The organism is Anabaena sp. UHCC 0204 (assembly GCF_009711975.1).
Taxonomy (GTDB): Bacteria; Cyanobacteriota; Cyanobacteriia; order Cyanobacteriales; family Nostocaceae; genus Dolichospermum.
In genome coordinates this window covers 5,564-26,880 of record NZ_VIKW01000082.1, presented here as the reverse complement: position 1 = coordinate 26,880, position 21,317 = coordinate 5,564, and the positions used below count along the sequence as shown (strand labels likewise).

The following is a 21,317-nucleotide window of genomic DNA, read 5'->3' as shown; positions in this document are numbered from 1 at the left end:
ACTTCGTTGATTTTCTCGTTCTCAGTCTCAAATTGGGAACAAGATAACGAGATCATATAAAACCCAAAATTTTCTTACCCTCCCAAAGAAGGTAAGAAACTAACAATTCCTGGAAAGGCAATAATTAAAACTACCACCAACAATTGCAGCAAAATAAACGGAATTACACCCCGATAAATATCACCAGTTGTTACTTCTGGAGGTGCGACACCGCGCAGATAAAACAAGGCAAAACCAAAGGGAGGTGTGAGGAAAGAAGTTTGCAGATTTGCCCCTAATATTACTCCATACCAAACTAGATCAATTCCTAAAGTTTGGGCGACTGGTACAAATAAAGGTATGATGATAAAAGCGATTTCAAAGAAGTCAATGAAAAAGCCCAGTAAGAAAACTACCGTCATGCTGAGGGCTAAAAATCCGACTTTACCACCGGGAAGATTAGAGAGGACATCAAACATGAATTGATCGCCATTTAATCCCCGAAATACTAAACTAAAAGCAGTAGAACCTAACAAGATAAAAATTACCATGCTGGTGATTCTTAAAGTGTTATCACATACCTGACGCAGAGATGTTAAAGTTAGTTGACGGTTAACAGCAGCTAAAGCGATCGCTCCCGCACATCCCACCGCACCGGCTTCTGTGGGTGTAGCAAAGCCAAAAAAGATACTTCCCAAAACCAACAATATCAAAATCAACGGCGGTAACATCACCTGAAAAACCCGCTTTCTCAAGGCTTTACCGCCAATTTCCCGCACTTCGGCTGGTAAGGCTGGGGCTACCTCTGGCTTCAAAAAGGCCACAATTAACACATGAAGGGCAAAAGACCCCGCCATCATCAAGCCAGGAATGACTGAACCGAGGAATAAATCACCGACAGATATCCCCAATTGATCACCCAAAACTACTAAAACCACACTAGGGGGGATAATTTGTCCCAATGTTCCCGAAGCGGCAATTACACCAGTAGCTAATTCTTTGCTGTAACCATAGCGCAGCATAATTGGCAGAGAAATTAAACCCATTGCTACCACAGTCGCGGCTACCACACCTGTAGTTGCTGCCAGTAATGCACCTACCAAAATCACAGCTAAAGCCAGTCCACCCCGCAAGCGTCCCAACAAAATCCCCATTGTTTCTAAAAGTCTTTCAGCAATGCCGGATTTTTCCAACATTGACCCCATGAAGATGAAGTAAGGAATGGCTAACAAGGTATAATTGGCCATGATGCCAAAAATCCGCTGTGGCATGGCTGTTAGAAATACCGGGTCAAAAACACCCAAAGCAATACCGATGATACCAAATAAAATCGCTACTCCACCGAGAGAAAAGGCGACTGGATAGCCCAAAGATAGTAAAACTAAAGCCCCCCCAAACATCACAGGACCTAGCCATTCATAATCCAGTGTCATGATTTTCCTCCTGGGGTGCTATTCTGTTTTGAATTATGGCCACGTTTTTAATGGCCTCGGAAATGCCCTGAAAAATCAGCAGTACAAAGGCGACAATAATCATGGCTTTAATGGGGTAACGAGGTAAACCACCAGGATCTGGTGATGTTTCCATAATTTGCCAAGAGGCAATGATGGTATCCCAGGAAAAAATAATTACCATGATACAGAAGGGTATCAGGAAAAATACTGTCCCAAATAGGTCGGCGATCGCTTTCTGTTTCCCTGATAAGTTACTATAAAAAACATCCACCCGCACGTGTTCGTTATGTTTAAGGGTGTAAGCTGCACCTAATAGGAAAACTAGGTCAAAAATATACCATTGGGCTTCAATATAGGCGTTGGAGGTGAGATTATTACCAATAATCCGTCCCATGTATCTACCTACTACATTCCACACACCGAGGATGACCATAACTAGGACTAACCAACTGGTTAATCGGCCTATGCGTTCGGTGCAGGTATCAATAAAGCCTGATATTTTTAATAATGTGTTCAATTGTGATCCTACCTTTGATGATGATCTGGCGTTGACTGAATTGCAATTAGCGGTAAAGTATTGATATCAGTTTTTCACTAGGAATGCCAATTTAGTTCTTGATTATTTTGAGAATAATACAATCGCGGCACTTTTTTTCAGGTATATATAAATCTCTTTTAATGTTATAAAAATGACTGTTAAAACTTGGGTAAAATACCTCAAAAGTCCTATTAGAGAGAAGCATTTATTTTTGCCTGGTTTATTAACTGCACTGTTGTCAATGGGATTATGGCAAATAGGTGCTTGGCAATCCTTAGAATTAATAGGATTTAATCTAGTATTCAAAACACGCAATTATTTATCTTATTCTAGTTGGGATTCGCGGATTGTGGTGATTGGCATTGATGATCATACATTAGCTGAATATGGAGAATTTCCGTTATCACGCGATCGCTATACTCAATTATTGGAAACTTTAGAAGCCTCTCCTCCCTCCACAATCGGCTTTGATATTTTATTTACTGAACCCACCAACGCAGATGCCAAACTAGCCGAAGCCATGGAAATAAATGGCCAAGTTGTGTTAGCAATTGCCCCCGGTTTACATCAACAAACTCTCCGTCCTGTTCCTATCCTAGATCGTGTTACTTCTAAAGGACATATAGTTAGTAATGCTGATTTAGATGGAGTAAGTCGTCAATTATCTCTATATATTAATGAAGTTCCTGCTTTTAGTATTGCATTATTAGCAGCTTATAATAACAGCTTGCAGCAAACTTTTACTACAGATAATAATTCCCGAAAAACACCAATTTTATTACCACAACCAGAACCAGGAAAGAATTTATTATCTGTTTGGATTAATTGGGTAACATCAACTCGGAATATTCCCACATACTCTTTTGTAGATGTTGTCAATAAAAAGGTAGCTCCATCTCAATTCAAGAACAAAATTGTCCTGATTGGATTCACTGCTACTGGTGCAAATGATCCTTTGAAAACTCCTTTTGAACAAACACCACCTACCTCTGGTATTTACTTACACGCTGCCGCCATTGATAATCTACTTAATAACCGATTTCTCCAAAAAATACCCTGGCAAGTTGAATTATTTTTATTATTTACTGTTGGTATTATTTCTAGTTTAATCCTCATTTTTTTACAATTTAAACAGCGAATTATTCTCTTAATATTAATACCTTTGGCATGGTTTATTTTAGTAGTGTTAGTTTTAAATAATTCTCATATTTGGTTGCCAATTGCTTCCCCTATTGGCACATTTCTCTTATCTGGATTAACGGTACAGTGGCAAGAACAAAAAGAAAAACAACAATTAATGAGTTTATTTGCTCGTCATGTTTCCCAAGAAACAGCAGATTTAATTTGGCAACATCGAGATGAAATTTTTCAAAATGGTCAATTAGATGCTCAAGAAATGGTAGCAACAGTTCTATTTAGTGATATTCGTAGTTTTACCACTATTTCTGAAGGGATGAAACCCAAAGATTTACTTGATTGGTTAAACTCATATTTGGGTGCTATGGCTGAGTGTGTTCAAAAACATCATGGGGTAATTGATAAATATATTGGGGATGCAGTTATGGCTGTTTTTGGTATTCCTTTTCCCCACACGCGTGCAGAAGAAATTGAACAAGATGCCATTAATGCGGTTTATTCGGCAATTTTTATGCAGGAAAAATTGGTAACATTAAATCAGGAATTAAAATTACTGGGTAAACCTGCTATTAATATCGGTATTGGTATTCATACAGGTTTGGTGGTTGCTGGGAGTATTGGTGGTTATAAAAGATTGAATTATTCTGTATTAGGAGATGCTGTAAATATTGCGGCTCGTTTGGAACAACTCAATAAAAATGTTAACAACGGAAACCCTTATGGTATCTTAATCAGTGAAACCACATTTCAACTTGTTAAACAGCATTTTCATACTCAAAAAGTAGAGCAGTTGCAGCTACGGGGAAGGCAACAATTAACTTTAATTTATTCTATCACTGGAATTAAAAAGGAAACAGACACCAAGAATCGTAGGGGCAAAGCATTCGGACGATAAATTATCAGTTTTTTCCCAAGAATATTTTCCGAATGCTTCGCCCTCACTGTAAATTTCTGAAAAATATTAAATAGAAATCCTATACATTTTATGTTGAATTAAAATATAATTAATTACCCAGTGTTTTTATCAAGAGTTACCAGAAATTATGAACCAGCGACTCAGCCAAGAACAATTAAATCAAATCATTGCTGAAGTTCAAGGATTGCAATTGCGTCAAGAAGCAGAACTAGATCAACAGCAAGTTAGGGATATTTTACAAGATTTGAATTTACCACCTGAATTATTAGATGAAGCTTTAATTCAAGTTCGACGGAAACAAGCTTTACAAGTTCAAGAACGCCGCAATAAATTAATTGGTTTTGGTGTGGCTACGATTGTCATATTAGGGATAGGATTGACAATTTTTTTTAGTCAACAAAAAACTTCTTTACTAGCTAATATAACGGCACAACAAGACCGCATTACTTTGGCTGATAATGCTAATCTTAATACTATTTCTCGTCAATCTCAGCCGGAACTTTTTTATCGTGTGACGTTGAAAGATGCACCTATTGGGAAAAAGCTATCTCTCTCTTGTAATTGGGTTGATTCAAATGGTCAAGTTGTGAAACAAAATAATTATCAAACCCGTGAAGTTAAAACTTCTATTTGGGAAACTCAATGTCGTTACACTATTAATCCTAATGCAAGTCTGGGTAATTGGAAGGTAGAAATGTTTCTTGATGGTCGGAAAATTAGTGATGAATCTTTTGTGGTTAAATAGTTATGTTTCCCTATCATTTTATTGGTTATTGGGGTGATAAGAGAAAAGAGTTTCTCTCGCAAAGGCGCAAAGGCGCAAAGGAAGAAGGTGCGGAGGGAAAGTTTGTTTGGGATGTTGTTTATGTTGGTTGTGAGTCTGTACCTGTACTAGCTAAAAATACGATTGCGGCTATTTCTGCTGGGGGGGTTTTTGATAATTTTGATGTTTGGGTGAGGTTAGAATCAAATAAGTTGATTTTGGGGAGGGATGCTTTTGGACGAGTTTCTTTATTTTGGACTCAGCAAGGTGGGGTAGTTTGGTTTGCTTCTCAGTTACAGTTACTTTTAGAAGTGATTGAAAAACCGGAAGTTAATATTTATGGTTTATATGGTTATAGTTGTTTTTCTTATGTTCCTAATCCTCTGACTTCTGTCAATGAAGTGTTTTCTGTTTGTGCTGGAACTGAGGTTATTTGGAAAGATATTAATTATCCTCAATTTCGGAATATTTATCAATGGTGTGAATCAAAGGAACATATTCAGGATGAAAATATTGCAGTTTCTCAATTACAAGTTTTACTGAAAAATGCGGTAGAAAAACAAGTTGCTGATTTACAAGATGAACCTGTTGGGGTTTTCCTTTCTGGGGGTTTAGATTCTTCAATTGTTGCGGCTTTGTTGGTAGAAGCTGGGGTGAAAGTTCGTGCTTATACTTTGGATTTTGGTAATGTGGGTATTCCTGAATATCCCTATGCGGAACAAGTAGCGGAATTTTTGAATATTCCTTTAGTTAAGGTTGACGCAAGTCCTAAGAATATTAAAAATGCTCTAGTTCCTACTGTCAAAGCTTTAGATTTACCTTTTGGTGACGGTGTGACTGTTCCCTTATATCTTCTCAATCAAGTTGCTAGTCAAGAAACTCAAATAATTTTTAATGGTGAAGGTGGTGATCAATTATTTGCCGGTTGGACTAATAAACCTTTGATTGCTGCTGGTATTTATCAAGCTGAACATCCCAATCAAGAAGAAGGTTTTATTCAACAATATCTGCGGACTTTTCACCGTTTTTGGGGTTATGAAAAAAGGGTGTATCAACCGGAAATATATGCACAGATTCAGGGTTTAAATGCTCAGGATTGGTTGTTAAATGCTCTTGATGCTAGTTTTTGTCCTTCGTTGTTACATCGCCTCCGTCGTGCCAGTTTGATGTTAAAAGGAGCGCAAAATATCCATCCGCGTGCGACTGCGTTGGGTTTTGCTCATGGGTTAGGTGTGCGATCGCCTTTTTGTGATTTACTTTTAGCAGAATGGACTTTTCAGCTATCTGGTGAACTGTGTTTACACGGTGCTTGTGAGAAATATATCCTCAAACGTGCGGTGGAAAATTGGCTACCGTCGGAAATTGTTTGGCGACAAAAACGCGGTATGGGTGTTCCCTTAACCTCTTGGTGTTTAAATGATTTTTGGCATGATATCGGTAATTGGCTAAATCCGGGTATACTAAGTTCGGATAATTACTTTTTTCCTGATCTTGCTTCACAAATTGTTACAGGTGAATTAGGAGGAACAATTCAAGGCCGACGTATTGGTGAAAGTCTCTGGTTACTAATTATGTGGCAACTTTGGTATTCTCACGTTTTTGGTTCTAAACTAGGTAAAAAGTCTTTCTATCATCCATTTATATTACCTCGATGGTTATGGAAAAAATACCAGCAATTCCAAACTTAGAACTAGAACTTGCACAGGAGTTATTACAAGTTTACGGTTCTCCTTTATATGTTTATAATGGCGATATTTTACGCCGCACTATTTCCCATATTACTCAAGCTTTTGATTATCCTTTGACTCAGTTTCATTTTGCTAGTGTCACAAATGGCAATATTGCTTTATTGAAAATATTTAAATCTGCTGGTTGGGGACTTCATGCTAATACTCCTGGTGATATTTATTTGGGGTTAAAGGCAGGTTTTCTTCCTGGTGATATTGTTTATAGTGGCAGTAATTTAAATCGGGAGGAAATGGAAGAGGTTATTAATTGGGGTGTGACTACTCTCAATTTGGATAGTCTTTCTCAGTTGCGTTTGTGTTGTGAGATTTTGTTTTCTCACGCAGAGGCGCAGAGGCGCAAAGAGGAAGAGGAGTTACGTCTTGGTTTGCGGTTGAATGTTTCGGAAGATAGTCGTATTGGTGTGACTTCGGCAGATTTTGATGAGGCTGTTTCTATTACTCAGGCTGTGGGTTTAAAGGTGACGGGTTTACATTTTTATCGTGGTACGGGAACTAATGCAACAACCGCTTTTATTGATGTTATTGATTCGGTTTTAGAAATGGCGCAGAAGTTACCAGATTGGCAATATTTAGATTTTGGTGGTGGTTTTGGTTATCCATATCATCATCAAGGTGCAGCTTTTGATTGGCAAATATTCGGTAAGGAGTTAAGTATAAAGATTGGCAATTTAGGAAAAAAGATTAATTTGGTAATTGAACCAGGACGTGCTGCTATAGCTGGTTGTGCTACTCTGTTGGCTAAAGTTGTTTCTGTGAAATGGCAAGGAGAAAAACAAATTGTTGGTGTTGATTCTACTGTTGCTAATATATCCGTTCCTGCTGTACATGGGAGTTATCGAGAAATTGTTACTTGGAAAAATTCAAGTTCAGAAAAATACACAACTGATGTTTGTGGAAATACAACTTACTCACGGGATTATTTAGGAAAAAGTTGCCAACTTCCTGCTTTAGAAATTGGCGATATTATTGCTATTTTAGATGTTGGTGCTTATGGTTATGCAATGTCTTCACATTTTTTACATCGTCCCAAACCTGCTGAGATTTTACTAGAAGATAACACACATCATTTAATTCGTAAACGAGAAGATTACAGCGTCTTACTTAACAATCAAATTGTATAATTTAACCAAAAATCATGAAATGTATTAACTGCGGAACTGATAATAATTTAAAAGATAGAACAGCAAATCAAGGAAGATGTAAACAATGTAATCATCTTTTTGCTTTTGAACCTACAAGCATGGGAAATGTGAAGATTACAGATCCTATGTTTGCTAAAATATTAGCTGATATTTCTGCTAGTAACACATTATTTTTTACCCCTAAACAACTGCTTTACTTTTTAGATAGTCGGTTGAGAAATAAATCATTTCAATCATTACAATTTGCCGGCTTTTATATTTTCATGAATGTTTGGTTTACAGGATTTGTCGGTGGATTTTTAAGCGGAATAATTGGTAATAATTCTTTTTTAATTGCAAATTTAATTTATCAAGTTTGCGTAGTTATTTATTTGTTTAAAAATACGACTTCTGCTAAATTAAATAATCCCGGTCGCAAAGCAAGTGCTAAATCTTTACAAAGACTGGGAGTTTTAATTTTAGTTGTGGGAATATTAGCAAGTTTGTTTGTATTCAAGTCGTTTATTTTATTTGTTGCTATTGTCATCATAGGAACATATTCATTATTTTTAGGAACTCAACAATTAGGAAAAATTGGCAAATTAACCCAAGAATTACTAATTTCTCCAACCCAATTACAAGATTGGTTAAACCGCTGGGAACAAATCAATAACGCACCTGAAAAAATTCTTCCGTCTCTACGAAAGGAAATTACACCTGCAATAGTAAATCCTGATGTAACTGCTTACAGTTTTGATAGATTAGTAGTTTGTGATAGTTCTACTATTGCACAATTATTAATTGCTAATAATTTCCATTTTGAAAATAATTGTGCAATTCTCAGCATTACTGGTTATCCCGAAAGTATTTTCAATACAACAATGGAAATGCTTCATCGTAACCCTGATTTAAAAGTTTATGCAATCCATGATTGTAGTTCTAAAGGTGTTAGTTTAGTTAATCATATTCGCAGTAGCGATCGCTGGTTTCTAAATAGCAATGTAACAATTATTGATATTGGACTTTTACCCCGACAAATTATGGCAACTAAGCGAGGAATGTTTATCCAATCTTCTCCTGATTTAGCAACCACAGCTAAACAGTTATCTGAAGAAGTTCGTCAAAGTTTAACTTCGGAAGAATTAGCTTGGTTAGATGCTGGTAATTTTGTAGAATTGGAATCTTTCACCCCACAAAGGTTAATTCAAATTCTGAGAAGTGCTATTATTTCTGCAAGTTATAATTTTGCAATTGATAATAGTAGTATGATTTTAATTGGTGATTCAGGAAATGATATTTATATGGTGGAAAGTTTTGGATAATAAGCTGGTTACAAATTATGCTCCCAATATTTGGCAGATAAAAGTAAATCAGTACCAAAATCAAATTGCCATGTATCAGGAAAATCTGTTTGTTTATACTCAACGGAAACAATATCTAAAGCATCAATATAAACTTCTGTGAATATTTGTGCAAGATAAGGTTTTAAGCTGGGAGATTCTTTCAATAAACCTTTTATTTGTTTTCGTTGTTCTACAATAGTGACTTCCCAACCGTTGAAGTTTTCAGAACTGTTAACATACATTCGCTTGAGAATATGAGCTATCAACACTAATAGTCGGTTTCTTAATTCTCGTCTTTCGCTCTTTCCCAAACTTTCAATTTCCTCAATTAAATTTTCAAAATCAAGATTTTCCACGTCTTTTGCTTTAAGTTGAGCAACGGTTCTTTCACACCAAGCTAAAAAATCGTATTCATATAAAATATCATGTTTTGGTATGTTTTGTATCATTGTTCTTCCTCCTGGAATGATTTTTACTTAATGTCCTAATTTTTTATTTACCTGTAACCAAATTTCTAAACTTACCAATAACCACAGTTTAACACCATAACGTCCCCAAACATCCCCTTTAAAATCTAACCAATTCCGCAACATCTCTTGATTAATATAAGCTGAAATTTCACTATTTCTATTTAACAATAATTTTCTTGCTTCCCTTTGCCAATATTTCCTAAACCCTAATTGCACAGGAACCATCATCCCACTTTTAGGACGATGAATAATACTATCTGGTAAAATATCACTAACTGCTTTTTTCAAAACTGCTTTTTCTTCTACTCCTGAAAGTTTATATTCTGGAGGAATTTGCATACTTAATTCTACTACACGCTGATCAAAAAGCGGTGATAAACCTTGTAAATCTGCTGCTTGAGTTAAATTATTGACTTTTGTTAAAATTTGATCTGCACCTTTAAATTTAATATTCAATGCCATTAATCTATTTAAATAATTAGCATCGGCATTTAAATCATGGTAAAATACAGATGGTTCATTTTTTATACTTTGCCAAATTTCTGGTTTTAAGAGTTGTGGTAAATCTAAAGCGCATTTTTGAAAAGAAATTAAAAATGCTTGTAATGAATCTTGATTATTAACATAACCATATAAACTATTAATTAGCATGGGTTGATTTTTTGGACCCCCAAAACAAGGATCTCCCCCTTCTCCATTGAGAGTAATTTGTACGTTTTCCCGTGCAATTCTGCCTATTAATAAGTTTGGTACTGTTAAAGGATCACCAATAGGATCATCTAAATAAACCATTGTTTCTGGAAGACGTTCCCACATATCCCGAAAGGTAATTTCCAATATGTGATGTTGCGTTTGACAATGTTCAGCAACTAAGTTAGAAAATTCTAATTCGTTTGCGGTTTCTGCACCAAAATGAATTGAATAGGTGTGAATTGGTGCATGATGTAATTTCGCTGCTAATGCGGTAATGCTACTAGAATCTAAACCACCAGATAGGAAAATACCAACAGGTTGATTTTCGGGTAAATATTCTTTAACAACTTGTTCAAGTAAAGAACGGAGTTTTTCTCCATACCATTCTATCGGTTGATTTGTGTCTATAATCTGTTCTTTTAGTTGCCAATAATGATAAACTTGTCCTGATGGCATTTGCAGCCAAGTACCGGGACGAATTTCTTTTACATCCTGCCAAAGTGTCCTTTCTCCAGGGACAAATGCACAACAAAGATAATCCCGCAATGCGACTAAATCTAAGTTATTAGAACGATAAGGTGTAAGAGTTCTTAGTTTTGAAGATATCCAAGAAGTTACACCAGTATTTGTATAATATAAAGTCCAGCTACCAATGGCATCTCTAATTAAATATAATTCTTGTTTTTCACAATCCCAAACTACTAACCCAAACATTCCCAATAATAGGGTTAAACATTCAGAATTGTATTTTTCCCAAAGTTGTGCAATCAGTTGTTGATTACTACAATTATCATTAATCTCAATTCCTATATTTTGTAGTAATTCCTCTCGGTTACTTAACCAAATATCCCCAACTACTACAAATCTTTGACTATAACTGATTGCAAATTGATGTGGTGCGGAAATAATTGCAAATTGCTGATCTTGCCAAATTACATCTGCTGTCAAATTATCTAATTTTCCGTAAGCTACGCACCAATTAGGCTTTAATTTAATATTATTTGCTGGAGAAGATTGTGTATTTTTAAAAAAATTAAATATCATGGTTTAGATAATTGACAATGGACAATTGACAATTGACAATTTAAAATTATCAATTGTCAATTATCAATTAAAATCTAACCAGCAAAATTTGCAGCGACAAAATCCCAGTTCACTAAATTATCTAAGAAATTCTTGATGAATGCAGGACGAGCATTTTTGAAGTCAATGTAATATGCGTGTTCCCAAACATCAATGGTTAGCAATGCTTTTTTACCATGTGCGAGGGGGTTTTCTGCATTGGGGGTTTTCATTACTTTAAGAGTACCACCATCATCAACTAACCAAGCCCAACCACTACCAAATTGAGTTGCAGCAGCGGCAGAAAATTCTTCTTTGAATTTGTCGAAGCTACCAAAGTCTTTTTCAATTTTAGCAGCTAGTGCGCCTGTAGGTGCGCCGCCGCCTGCTGGTTTTAAGCAATTCCAGAAGAAAGAGTGATTCCAAACTTGAGCGGCATTGTTGAAGATTCCAGCTTTAGTGGAGTCTTTAAAGGCAATTTGAATTACTTCTTCCAAAGACTTATCAGCTAATTCTGTATCCTTAGTCAAGTTATTGAGGTTGGTTACATAAGCTGCATGATGCTTACCATAGTGATATTCAAAGGTTTCTGCTTTCATGCCATAAGACTCTAAAGCATTAGCAGCAAAAGGTAAGGGGGGTTGTGTAAATGCCATTTTGTGAAATCTCCTCTCTTTAGTGTTTTTTCGTTAAAAGCTATGAAAGAAGCTTAGGAAACGACAGGTTTTGTATAGTGTTGTTTTATATCCTTAATGTCAGAACATAAAACTTAACGTTTTTATTCTACTACCAAAGTGAAAATTCCCGCCAAGTAGTTTGTAAATAAAGCAAATAATCGCAAAACAGAGAGTTTAATCATCCATCAAGGCTAATATCTATCTCAAGGTAGATGAATCAATCTACAAATAGTTTAGGATGTTGTTTAAGTTACTATAATTTGAGTAAATATCACTAAACATTTTCTCTAAATAATGTAAAGACGTTTTAAATAATATAGAGACGTTCCATGGAACGTCTCTACAAGATAAGCTACATTTAGTTTTCACAAGATGTCTAATGATGGTAAGCACTCACCACCATTTTCAACTCAATTTTCAACAGGGTTTTACGAGTGACTCCTGCAATATTAGCGTAAGTTGCTAGTTAGGAAAATTGTCTGAATCAGGATTTACAGGATTTAAGGATGAACAGGATTAAGACTGAGATTTTATCACCAATTACCCATTGGTTACTGAGCGATCGCCTGCGTGGCGTAGCCATAGTCGAAGTACCAGCCTTAACTAGATGACTAGCAACATGGGTTATTACCAGTGCGATAGACGCTGATTGTAATGGTTGACAATTTGTGCTGCAACTTCAGAGGCTGTTAAACCATCGGTTTGGAGTTCAATAGCGTCAGCGGCTTTTTGCAAAGGGGAAATTTTACGAGTGCTATCTTTTAAGTCGCGTTCAGCAATTTCTCGTTCTAGTTGTTCTAAACTCAACATTGAACCTGTTTTTTGAAAGTCTTGCTGACGACGACGCGCTCGTTCACCCACAGAAGCGGTTAAGAAGATTTTAATTTCGGCATTGGGGAAAACATGAGTACCAATGTCTCGGCCTTCAGCTACTAAACCGCCGCGTTGTCCCCAACTTTGTTGTTGTTGGACTAATGCTTGACGAACTGCACTTTGAGCAGCGATCGCCGATACAAGAGAAGTCACCTCAGTTGTGCGAATTTTTTGAGTCACATCTACATCGTTGATCTGGACTCTGACGGGAGATTGCAGACTTTGGCTAGGAGTTAATTCAATTTTACACCGTGTTGCTAATTCAGCGATCGCACAATCATCATCAATTGCAATTCCCTGTTCTAGCACTAACCAAGTAATCGCCCGGTACATAGCCCCCGTATCTAAGTATACCAATCCTAATTGGTGTGCGACTTGGCGAGCGACGGTGGATTTCCCCGCCCCAGCAGGTCCATCAATAGCGATAATCGGTTGGCGTAGCCCGTCATTGACATCGCTCAAAATCGTATTGTCAATTAACCGTGTAGAACCAAGACGAGCAGCGATCGCCAACATTCCTTCATCCTCAACTTTTTCTAAAAACATCAACGTATTCGGTTCAACCAATTCAATATATTCCAAGCTGATAGTGCTAACTTTTGCGATTTCTTGCCGCGCCAATGCTATTAGCTCACCACTGTCACGAACGCCAGCCCGAAACGCCGCTTCAGCTTGCCGTAAACCTTTAAATAACACCGCTGCTTGCTCTTTTTCTGTAGCCGTCAAATATTGATTACGAGAACTTAAAGCCAAGCCCGACACTTCCCGCACTGTGGGACAAGCCACAATCTCTACTGGCAAATTTAAATCAGCTACTAACCGTTTAATAATTGCGAGTTGCTGACCATCCTTTTGTCCAAAGTAAGCTCGGTCAGGTTGTACCAAATTAAAAAGCTTGGTAACAATTGTTGCCACACCTTGAAAATGACCCGGCCGAAATTTACCACACAAGTTACATATCATATCAGATGGCGGGATCACTTGTGTCACCTGAGTTGCTTCTATATTCTTCCCAGGTACACCAATTTCTTCCGGAGTCGGGGCAAAAATCACATCTACTCCCGCTTGTTCACAAAATTGTCGGTCTTGCTCTAAAGTTCGGGGATAGCGTTGATAGTCCTCATTTGGTCCAAATTGTAGGGGATTGACAAAAATACTGACAATCACCGTCGAATTTTCCTGTTTAGCCCGTTCAATTAAACTCAAATGCCCTTGATGTAAACTTCCCATCGTTGGTACTAAACCAACTGCTGTGGGATACCAAATAGTTTCTTCATCAAGTTCAATATCCTCTGGTAGCCGGAGGTGGCTGTTCCAGCGACGTTTATGTAAATAGCAGCGTAAGGCTGCAACTGTTGTCAGCACACGCACAAAATACCCCTAATTCTTTTCGATCCTTTCCCCCGTTAGTTTATATCTGATAGCGCCGAGTGGCACAAGCCATAATGGGGGGATGAGATTGATGAATTAGGGGTATTGAGAATAGTGAAGAGCGAAAAGAGAGTCAGAAATAGGAAGCGAGTTATCTTCCTAAAATCTCAAGATGAACTGGAGCAAGGCCGCTGCCGACCATGCCTAATACCCTGGCAGCACCAGCGGAAACGTCAATAATCCGACCACGGATGTAGGGACCTCTGTCATTAATTCGCACGACGACAGAGCGACCATTGCGGGTGTTAGTCACACGGATTCTTGTCCCCATGGGTAAACTCCGGTGAGCCGCAGTTAACCCGTCAGGATTATATCTTTCACCACTAGCTGTTTTGTTACCAGACCAATCATAACCATACCAGGAAGCTATACCCTGAAAAGTGAGCTTTACGCCACTGAGGGCAATTTGTTGCGATAGCTTAGGGATGGAGAGTGATTTACCTGTGGGTAAGTTAGCAATTTCCTTGATAGGAGATGCGTTACCTATGAGTCTCCGCAGTCTATTAGTTGCTTGTAAGGCATCTTGGGCGAGATTTTTGGTGGTATCTGCTAGTCTTGTCCCTTCATTGACTTCCACCAGTTCTTGACCGTTGATTTTAATAGTGTAGCGATCGCGAAGCTCTTTATTATAGGAATCTCCTGACTGTTTTTGAACAGAAATCCCTGGCTTTTGGGGTTTATTGTGAATTGAAGAACTGTCTCCTGTCTTCCAACTGACAGTAATTTTGCTTGCGTCTACATTGTTCTCAACTAATTTGTTGATTCTAGCGGCTATGATACTAGCTTTTTGAACTGGGTCATTGTCAATTGAGCTAACTTGCCGACTGAGATTCAGTTTACCATCAGTTTTGCTAGAACTGGCAACTTTGACTGAGTTGGTAGCAACATTATTGTTAATTACGCCAACTTTCGTTTTTTTGTTGCTAACTGGGGTAGACCCCAAAAAGGTGAGAACGGGAATATCCCGAACGTAAAGGGTCGCTGCTTGTAAACCTTTGATACTGTGAGAATGAATTCTCGTAATCACAGTATTTGAGGTGGGGTTTTCTGTTAAGGATTGGTACTCTCCTACTTTGACTGCATCACCTGTCACTGATGCTTGGTTAGTTAGAGAATTTCCTACACTGGTTTGAGTTCGACCAACTGAGGGTAGACCCAAAACAGCTACGGTTATTATTGTTTGGGCAGCGACAGTAGTCCACAAATGTCTTTGATTCATGCGTCCGATTTTAAAGCGACTGTAGAACTTTAGTTTGCTAAATAACGGGTTTTCACTGGTAATAGTGCCACCCCTTTGAAACTCGAACTCGTTCCGCTTTCACTTTTTGGTTTGTAACTGGAATAGACTAACATGAATTTCCAGGTCTGGGGATCAGGGTTTTAGCGTAAGTCTGAGCAACCGGGCTAAATTTCCAGTCGGGTTTGGGGATTGAAACGGTGTTCAATTGCGGACTTCGGCTATGTAACGTTTTTTTTGAGAATTTCCATATTTTCTTATGAAGACTTAACATAGAGCGATCGCCTTATTCAACAGTTACTACTGATACGCATTCTTAGTATTTAAGATAAATTTTGTATAAAATCTATTTTATTGTTTAAATATAGATTTCTCTGGATTAGTCTTAATTTTCCAGAGACTTAATTACCTCAAACTCCATTTATAGATAAGTTTATATGAAAATACGGTTGATAATTTTATTTACAAAATAGGTCATTTACCATATTGCATTTCAGTAAATATAACTAAATTTATAATTTATACAGTTATAAGTATTAACAAGCTTTACTAAGTAAAAAAAATATTTTTTCTCTAGTAAGTATTTATTCTTATCCCAAGATAAATAATCAATGAGACAATAAAAAAGGGTGACAAGCGCGTATACATGAACTTTTAAAGTATTAAAAATTACATTTGACTTGTTTTCTCCGGTAGTTACTCAGTAATCAATTTTATATCAAGTTATCAAACCCATGTCTAAGCTAGAAAATTCAGAGATATTACAACCAGCACTTTTAGACATTCTCAAAGAATTACATTCCCAGTATAAATCCCTCAAAGAGGGTGTAGTCGCAAACTATATTCCCGAATTAGCAAAAGTAAATCCCGACTTATTTAGTATTTGTATTGTTACCACAGACGGTCAAATTTACGAAGTAGGAGATTTTCAGCAACTATTTACTATCCAGTCAATTTCCAAAGTCTTTGTTTATGGACAAGCATTAGCAGATCATGGTAGAGATTATCTTTTAACTAGAGTCGGGGTAGAACCAACAGGAGACGCATTTAACGCCATTATTCTTGATGAACAGTCCAAACGTCCTTATAATCCCATGGTAAATGCTGGTGCTATAGCTACTACCAGTTTAATTAAAGGCAAAGGAGCAACAGAAAGATTAAATAGATTATTGGAAATGTATCGGCGTTATATTGGTAAAGATATATTTGTAGATATTTCTGTATTTACATCAGAACGTAGTACGGGACATCGAAACCGCGCCAATGCCCATTTAATGTTAAATTTTGGCATGATTGACCAGAATATCGAAGAATCATTAGATTTATACTTTCAACAATGTTCTGTCATGGTCAATTGTCGAGATTTAGCAGTGATGGCAGCGACTCTCGCTAATAAAGGAATTAATCCAATTACCCAAGAACAAGCAGTAGATACTTGTTATATCAAAGATATATTAAGTGTCATGTACACCTGTGGAATGTATAACTTCGCCGGTGAATGGGCGTATAAAGTCGGAATTCCGGCAAAAAGTGGCGTTTCTGGGGGTATTATTGCTGTTGTTCCCGGTCAAATGGGGATTGGTGTCTTCTCACCACTGCTAGATACACGGGGTAACAGTGTCCGTGGTGTGAAAGTGTGCGAGGAACTATCGCAGCGGTTAGGTTTACATCTATTCGATTGTGCTTTGTCTTGATCTATACTTAATTAAGTTCATAACATCAAAAAGTATCATGTCTGAAGAAAAGACCTATTTAGAACTTTCCCAAGGTGATAGCGGCTCACATAAATTCTATGAGCTTGTTATTAATGATACTCAATTAACCATTCGTTATGGTCGGATTGGGGACACAGGACAAACTCAAAACAAAACTTACCCCACCCCAGAAAAAGCCCAAGCAGAAGCAAAGAAAAAAATTAACGAAAAGCTGAAAAAAGGCTATGAACAAGCTGTTATGGGAGTGCGACAAAAACGCTCCATTACTCGTCGTCAAGTCAATAGCACTAATTCAACAGCAAAACAATCGCCAATTATTTGGAAATTTAACTCTAATTCTGCGGCTTTTGGGATTTTTGTAGATGGTGAACGTTGTTGGCTAGGAAACCAATCAGGACAAGTATTTGCACTGAATCATCAAGGTACAGTTATCAACCAATTTAAACTTCCCGAAGGGGTAAAATGTTTAGTTGCTGATGATATTTGGATTTATGCTGGTTGTGATGATGGTAATGTCTACGACTTAACAGGGAAGTTACCACGAGTCGCTTACCAAATTGATGAAAATGTGGATATTTTCTGGTTAGATATTCATGATGGTTTGTTGGGAGTCTCTGACGCTAAAGGTGGTGTCACAACTATTGACCATGATGATGAATCACAGTGGACACGTTTGAGTCAAGGTACTTCTGGTTGGATGGTACGTTGTGATCATGAAGGTGTATATCATGGACATAGCGCAGGTGTAACTATGTATGATCACAAAGAAGGCAGAATGCTTTGGCATCAAAAAACCGCTGGTGCTGTATTATTTGGTTGGCAAGAAGCAACGACAGTTTATGCTGGTACTAGCGATAAAAAAGTTTACTCTTTTAGTAAAAAAGGTGAACCAGGTGCAGTTTATAAATGTGATGCTTCCGTTTATTCCTGTGCTACAGCTTTAAATGGTAAATATGTTTTTGCGGGTGATAATAGTTCTTCGATTTACTGTTTTAATCAAACAGGAGAACGGTTATGGAAGCTAGGAACTGGTTGCGGTTCAGCTTTATCTATGCAATTTTCTGACAACCGGATATATATAGTTACAACTGATGGTTCTTTAGCTTGTATTGATGCTAGTGAAGCGGCTATTGCTGCTGCTCAAGCAGGAACAATTCCTGAAGCTACTATTATTAAAGCACCAAAAGGAGAGGGGGCTGCACCTTCTACAGTTCTGGAAACTACTACAGATACTAGTGCGGGTGTGATTGTTGAATGTTTCCGTCAGGGGACTAAATTAAGAATCCGAGTTGTTTCTCCTAATTATAATTCTGATTGGAAGGTGCAGTTTCCGAGAGATATTCGGGAAGAGGGACAGCGTTATTGGGTTCAGGAGGTGCGGGAGTCTGCTGGAGGTGGTTTTTATCGTGTCTATGGTGATATTAAAAAGTTAGTTTAATTTTTTGTAGAGACGTTTCAGGGAATGTTTCTATAGGCCTATTTTTATGGGTTATGATAAAATCATAAAATGTTTTGAGGTAAAAATATGCAAATATTAAGCATAAATAGTTTAAAAGATTTATATAAATCAGACTATTTAGCCTGGTATGAAATAACTTTGGAACAAATAAAAAATAAGCAGTTAAATGATGTAGATTTAGATAGTTTAAGTGAGGTTTTAGAAAATTTGGTTAGAGATACTAAACGGAGTGGAGAAAGTTATTTAAGACAAATTATCATCCATTTGTTATTAATTGAATATTGGGAAGCAGAAAGCATAAATCGTCGTCATTGGGCGGCGGAAATTGTTAATTTTCGTAGTGAGTTAGAAACAGATATGACTACGAATTTAAGAAAACACCTAAATGAAGAAAAAGAAAATAATTATCAAAAAGCTATTAAGTATGTGATAACAAAAACAGGATTAAAGAAAAACATTTTTCCTGATCAATGTCCTTATACTTTAGAACAGTTAATTGATGATGATTGGTTTTCTGATACTATTAATTTCGCTATTGCACTAACTTAATTGAGATTTTATGTGTTCAGAGATTTGTCTTAAAATTTCTTCAATATCAACAGGTAAATACGGAAAAACGGAATCTTCAGAACTATCATGTACATGATGGGGGTAGGTTGGAATTTCAGGATGATGGGGTGCGTTATCCCAACGTTTTATTAGTTCTCTATTTTCAGTTTGCCAATGGAAACTATATTTAATTATTTCTAGTTGTCCTGATGCTATTTGGAAGAATTCAAACATTTCTAAAAAGCTACCATCTTTTAATGTCAGACGATAACGCCATAGTCCTTTATCAGTTTGTGATTCTTCTCGAATAATCGTTAAATTTACGACTTCTGGACAAAGTGCAATTACAGATTTTATCCATGCCAAATAGTCATCGGCATTTCTAACATTTTTCATGAAGCTTGTTCTAATTTATGGATTTTTTGTAAAATATCTTTGCGTAGTTCGCATAAGCCAAACCACTCAAAAAAATCCATTTCATCTCCTAAATTTCCTGCGTTAAATTGTTCTAAAAATTGTTCAGAAGTGAGTTGATATTTTTTCTCAAATTTATCTATATCTAAGTTATAGATAGCGATTTTTTGACGATAACGGGTTAAAATTAAATTTAAAAGTTGTCCAATAATTCTATCTAATTCTGTGTTGTCGCTACAGTTTTCACTCAATAATTCTAATTTTTCTAATGTATTCATAATTATATATGCCTTGAATTATATTTTTCTTGATTATACAATATTCAAGGCAATAAATACCACAATTCAATGATAAGGATGATGTAGAGACATTTCATGAAACATTTCTACAATCTAGTTTAGCTCATTGATTCCAGAAGCTACACCAAGGCAGTGGTAAAGTTATTGAGTCCTAGAGTGCCAGTTAAACCTGTCACCTCAATAATAGCATCAGTATTGGCATTAAAGCCGGCTGTAGCATTATTAACTGGAGTTTAGACTAAGACATGACAAAATGACCCAGAAGGACTGAGTTTACAAATTACATAGCTCAAACTAGAAAAACTAAGAGGTTAAGCCGATTTAGGTTGTTCCTTCTTGGATCTAGGAGTAGTCTTTTTGACGGTAGGGTCGCGAATTCTGCGTAAGCGAATTCTCCCAGTAGGCCAGCCAGGAGACTTTCCACGGGGTTTGGGGGAAACAGCCGGTGTACCAATCGCGGCGAAAACTCCTCCCATAGACTGAGCGACCCTTCCAGGAGATAAATTGGTCTGTTTTTTCTGCCAAGGTAATGGATTATCAGCCGCAACATCACGGGCTAACCAGAGTTCCCAAGTCATAAGTGGTAATAGGTCGCTCCACTTCTCACATTGTTCTGGGGTACTAAGTTGTGGTAGAGTCCAATGCAAGCGTTGTTTGGCAAACCGATACCAGTGGTCAATTCTGCGGGGATATCACTAGTTTGGTTGATAAAACTAGCACAGCCATATTCTGAATCCCACAAACTAATCGGACGTGTAGGTAGATTTTCGCACACGAGCTTCAGCTGTGCAGAGGCTTTTTGAATTGGATTCTCAAAACTGGTAATGCGTTGATGTAATAGCGGTAAAGCCCAACTTCCAGATGTCTCTGGGATGATTGCAATTGTGCTATAACCTTGCCCCAAGGTTACGGGTTTTGCTCCTGACATTGGTTGTTCTTGATGCTCATAGGTTCTGTCTTTTAACGTCGGTGCATCTATTCAAGTCCTAGCTGTATGATCTCCGGCTAAGATTATTCTTTCTGTGGGATTGAGTTGTTCTATATACAATTTCATTAATTCTGTTCTTGGGGGATTGCCATCCTGTATTGCCTCATATACACTTGACCACTTTCTTCTAAACACTGGCGATAATGCTAATTCTACGAATGCATAAATACTCCGAGTGATTAATGTTGCATCCATCAAGTCAAACAAGGCATCTTTGGCTTTGCCCAAAATATTGTATACACTTGTGCGAAATTCTCTTAGCTGTTCTAATGGCATTGTCAATCTGATAACTCTTTTACATTTATCAGCATTGAACATTTTGCGGTCAGTTTTACATCACTGACCGCTTTTTTTCCCCAATCTTTATCCTCTATGGTCGGTAGTCTTTTTAACTTATTTTTTCTCGGTAGTTTTAACTTATATCTCTGTTTTTAGTCTAAACTCCAGTTGC

Annotated in this window: 20 protein-coding genes and 1 pseudogene; 8 read left to right on the top strand and 13 right to left on the bottom strand. The window is 37.1% G+C overall.

Annotated elements, in window-relative coordinates:
• Window positions 1-74: 74 nt before the first annotated feature.
• Both FJR04_RS25290 and FJR04_RS25285 read right to left on the bottom strand, forming a co-directional pair.
• Window positions 75-1,412: a TRAP transporter large permease subunit gene (locus FJR04_RS25290; protein ID WP_168500072.1), complete on the bottom strand. Its 1,338-nt coding sequence runs from the start codon at window positions 1,410-1,412 to the stop codon at window positions 75-77.
• Entirely contained in the window at window positions 1,396-1,950 is a 555-nt protein-coding gene (locus FJR04_RS25285) for a TRAP transporter small permease subunit (RefSeq protein WP_168500071.1), read from the bottom strand. Before FJR04_RS25285 ends, FJR04_RS25290 begins: the two co-directional genes overlap by 17 nt.
• 172 nt (window positions 1,951-2,122) lie before the next feature.
• On the opposite strand from FJR04_RS25285, the gene FJR04_RS25280 reads away from it, so the two are divergent.
• The 5 genes from FJR04_RS25280 (at window position 2,123) to FJR04_RS25260 (ending at window position 8,978) form a co-directional block, all read left to right on the top strand.
• Window positions 2,123-4,003: a CHASE2 domain-containing protein gene (locus FJR04_RS25280; RefSeq protein ID WP_168500069.1), complete on the top strand. Its 1,881-nt coding sequence runs from the start codon at window positions 2,123-2,125 to the stop codon at window positions 4,001-4,003.
• 148 nt (window positions 4,004-4,151) lie between these two features.
• Entirely contained in the window at window positions 4,152-4,769 is a 618-nt protein-coding gene (locus FJR04_RS25275; protein WP_168500067.1) for a DUF3859 domain-containing protein, read from the top strand.
• A 2-nt stretch (window positions 4,770-4,771) separates the two neighbouring features.
• Window positions 4,772-6,475: an asparagine synthetase B gene (locus FJR04_RS25270; RefSeq protein ID WP_168500065.1), complete on the top strand. Its 1,704-nt coding sequence runs from the start codon at window positions 4,772-4,774 to the stop codon at window positions 6,473-6,475.
• A complete protein-coding gene (locus tag FJR04_RS25265) occupies window positions 6,445-7,656 on the top strand; it encodes a decarboxylase (protein ID WP_254445423.1) in 1,212 nt (403 codons plus the stop codon). The genes FJR04_RS25270 and FJR04_RS25265 overlap by 31 nt, the downstream gene beginning before the upstream one ends.
• Window positions 7,657-7,670: 14 nt before the next feature.
• On the top strand, window positions 7,671-8,978 hold the full coding sequence (locus FJR04_RS25260) for a hypothetical protein (RefSeq protein ID WP_168500062.1): 1,308 nt from the start codon (window positions 7,671-7,673) through the stop codon (window positions 8,976-8,978).
• An 8-nt stretch (window positions 8,979-8,986) separates the two neighbouring features.
• On the opposite strand, the gene FJR04_RS25255 is transcribed toward FJR04_RS25260, so the two are convergent.
• The 5 genes from FJR04_RS25255 to FJR04_RS25235 form a co-directional block, all read right to left on the bottom strand.
• On the bottom strand, window positions 8,987-9,448 hold the full coding sequence (locus FJR04_RS25255) for a DUF29 domain-containing protein (RefSeq protein WP_168500060.1): 462 nt from the start codon (window positions 9,446-9,448) through the stop codon (window positions 8,987-8,989).
• Window positions 9,449-9,475: 27 nt separating this feature from the next.
• A complete protein-coding gene (locus FJR04_RS25250) occupies window positions 9,476-11,206 on the bottom strand; it encodes an asparagine synthetase B (protein ID WP_168500058.1) in 1,731 nt (576 codons plus the stop codon).
• A gap of 74 nt (window positions 11,207-11,280) precedes the next feature.
• Entirely contained in the window at window positions 11,281-11,880 is a 600-nt protein-coding gene (locus FJR04_RS25245; protein ID WP_168500056.1) for a superoxide dismutase, read from the bottom strand.
• Window positions 11,881-12,528: 648 nt separating this feature from the next.
• On the bottom strand, window positions 12,529-14,145 hold the full coding sequence (locus FJR04_RS25240; protein WP_168500054.1) for a bifunctional pantoate--beta-alanine ligase/(d)CMP kinase: 1,617 nt from the start codon (window positions 14,143-14,145) through the stop codon (window positions 12,529-12,531).
• 151 nt (window positions 14,146-14,296) lie between these two features.
• Window positions 14,297-15,424 (bottom strand): septal ring lytic transglycosylase RlpA family protein, encoded by a 1,128-nt coding sequence (locus tag FJR04_RS25235; protein ID WP_168500052.1) that lies wholly within the window; start codon window positions 15,422-15,424, stop codon window positions 14,297-14,299.
• Window positions 15,425-16,176: 752 nt separating this feature from the next.
• On the opposite strand from FJR04_RS25235, the gene glsA reads away from it, so the two are divergent.
• The 3 genes from glsA (at window position 16,177) to FJR04_RS25220 (ending at window position 19,165) form a co-directional block, all read left to right on the top strand.
• Window positions 16,177-17,136 (top strand): glutaminase A, encoded by a 960-nt coding sequence (gene glsA, locus FJR04_RS25230; protein WP_168500050.1) that lies wholly within the window; start codon window positions 16,177-16,179, stop codon window positions 17,134-17,136.
• A 37-nt stretch (window positions 17,137-17,173) separates the two neighbouring features.
• On the top strand, window positions 17,174-18,595 hold the full coding sequence (locus tag FJR04_RS25225) for a WGR domain-containing protein (RefSeq protein WP_168500048.1): 1,422 nt from the start codon (window positions 17,174-17,176) through the stop codon (window positions 18,593-18,595).
• A gap of 87 nt (window positions 18,596-18,682) precedes the next feature.
• The gene (locus FJR04_RS25220; protein WP_168500046.1) at window positions 18,683-19,165 is read left to right on the top strand and encodes a DUF29 domain-containing protein; all 483 of its coding nucleotides are present in this window, start codon (window positions 18,683-18,685) and stop codon (window positions 19,163-19,165) included.
• Here the strand turns inward: FJR04_RS25220 and FJR04_RS25215 are convergent.
• From FJR04_RS25215 to FJR04_RS26410, 6 genes and pseudogenes are all read right to left on the bottom strand, one after another.
• Window positions 19,157-19,561: a DUF6516 family protein gene (locus tag FJR04_RS25215; protein ID WP_168500044.1), complete on the bottom strand. Its 405-nt coding sequence runs from the start codon at window positions 19,559-19,561 to the stop codon at window positions 19,157-19,159. The genes FJR04_RS25220 and FJR04_RS25215 overlap by 9 nt on opposite strands.
• Window positions 19,558-19,857, bottom strand: a complete 300-nt coding sequence (locus FJR04_RS25210) for a hypothetical protein (RefSeq protein ID WP_168500042.1) — start codon at window positions 19,855-19,857, stop codon at window positions 19,558-19,560. Before FJR04_RS25210 ends, FJR04_RS25215 begins: the two co-directional genes overlap by 4 nt.
• Window positions 19,858-19,997: 140 nt before the next feature.
• A pseudogene (locus FJR04_RS26760) lies at window positions 19,998-20,093 on the bottom strand (bluetail domain-containing putative surface protein); the annotation flags it as partial.
• A gap of 96 nt (window positions 20,094-20,189) precedes the next feature.
• Window positions 20,190-20,456 (bottom strand): hypothetical protein, encoded by a 267-nt coding sequence (locus FJR04_RS26420; RefSeq protein WP_254445422.1) that lies wholly within the window; start codon window positions 20,454-20,456, stop codon window positions 20,190-20,192.
• Entirely contained in the window at window positions 20,453-20,806 is a 354-nt protein-coding gene (locus FJR04_RS26415) for a hypothetical protein (RefSeq protein WP_254445421.1), read from the bottom strand. Before FJR04_RS26415 ends, FJR04_RS26420 begins: the two co-directional genes overlap by 4 nt.
• Before the next feature lie 51 nt (window positions 20,807-20,857).
• Window positions 20,858-21,142, bottom strand: coding sequence for a hypothetical protein (locus tag FJR04_RS26410; protein WP_254445420.1), 285 nt, complete (start codon window positions 21,140-21,142; stop codon window positions 20,858-20,860).
• Window positions 21,143-21,317 lie beyond the last annotated feature (175 nt).

Coding starts and splice junctions, on each gene's coding strand:
- FJR04_RS25290 (WP_168500072.1), bottom strand. CDS start 1,412: ATGACACTGGATTATGAATGGCTAGGTCCTGTGATGTTTGGGGGGGCT.
- FJR04_RS25280 (WP_168500069.1), top strand. CDS start 2,123: ATGACTGTTAAAACTTGGGTAAAATACCTCAAAAGTCCTATTAGAGAG.
- FJR04_RS25275 (WP_168500067.1), top strand. CDS start 4,152: ATGAACCAGCGACTCAGCCAAGAACAATTAAATCAAATCATTGCTGAA.
- FJR04_RS25270 (WP_168500065.1), top strand. CDS start 4,772: ATGTTTCCCTATCATTTTATTGGTTATTGGGGTGATAAGAGAAAAGAG.
- FJR04_RS25265 (WP_254445423.1), top strand. CDS start 6,445: ATGGAAAAAATACCAGCAATTCCAAACTTAGAACTAGAACTTGCACAG.
- FJR04_RS25260 (WP_168500062.1), top strand. CDS start 7,671: ATGAAATGTATTAACTGCGGAACTGATAATAATTTAAAAGATAGAACA.
- FJR04_RS25255 (WP_168500060.1), bottom strand. CDS start 9,448: ATGATACAAAACATACCAAAACATGATATTTTATATGAATACGATTTT.
- FJR04_RS25250 (WP_168500058.1), bottom strand. CDS start 11,206: ATGATATTTAATTTTTTTAAAAATACACAATCTTCTCCAGCAAATAAT.
- FJR04_RS25245 (WP_168500056.1), bottom strand. CDS start 11,880: ATGGCATTTACACAACCCCCCTTACCTTTTGCTGCTAATGCTTTAGAG.
- FJR04_RS25235 (WP_168500052.1), bottom strand. CDS start 15,424: ATGAATCAAAGACATTTGTGGACTACTGTCGCTGCCCAAACAATAATA.
- glsA (WP_168500050.1), top strand. CDS start 16,177: ATGTCTAAGCTAGAAAATTCAGAGATATTACAACCAGCACTTTTAGAC.
- FJR04_RS25225 (WP_168500048.1), top strand. CDS start 17,174: ATGTCTGAAGAAAAGACCTATTTAGAACTTTCCCAAGGTGATAGCGGC.
- FJR04_RS25220 (WP_168500046.1), top strand. CDS start 18,683: ATGCAAATATTAAGCATAAATAGTTTAAAAGATTTATATAAATCAGAC.
- FJR04_RS25215 (WP_168500044.1), bottom strand. CDS start 19,561: ATGAAAAATGTTAGAAATGCCGATGACTATTTGGCATGGATAAAATCT.
- FJR04_RS25210 (WP_168500042.1), bottom strand. CDS start 19,857: ATGAATACATTAGAAAAATTAGAATTATTGAGTGAAAACTGTAGCGAC.
- FJR04_RS26420 (WP_254445422.1), bottom strand. CDS start 20,456: ATGACTTGGGAACTCTGGTTAGCCCGTGATGTTGCGGCTGATAATCCA.
- FJR04_RS26415 (WP_254445421.1), bottom strand. CDS start 20,806: ATGTCAGGAGCAAAACCCGTAACCTTGGGGCAAGGTTATAGCACAATT.
- FJR04_RS26410 (WP_254445420.1), bottom strand. CDS start 21,142: ATGCCATTAGAACAGCTAAGAGAATTTCGCACAAGTGTATACAATATT.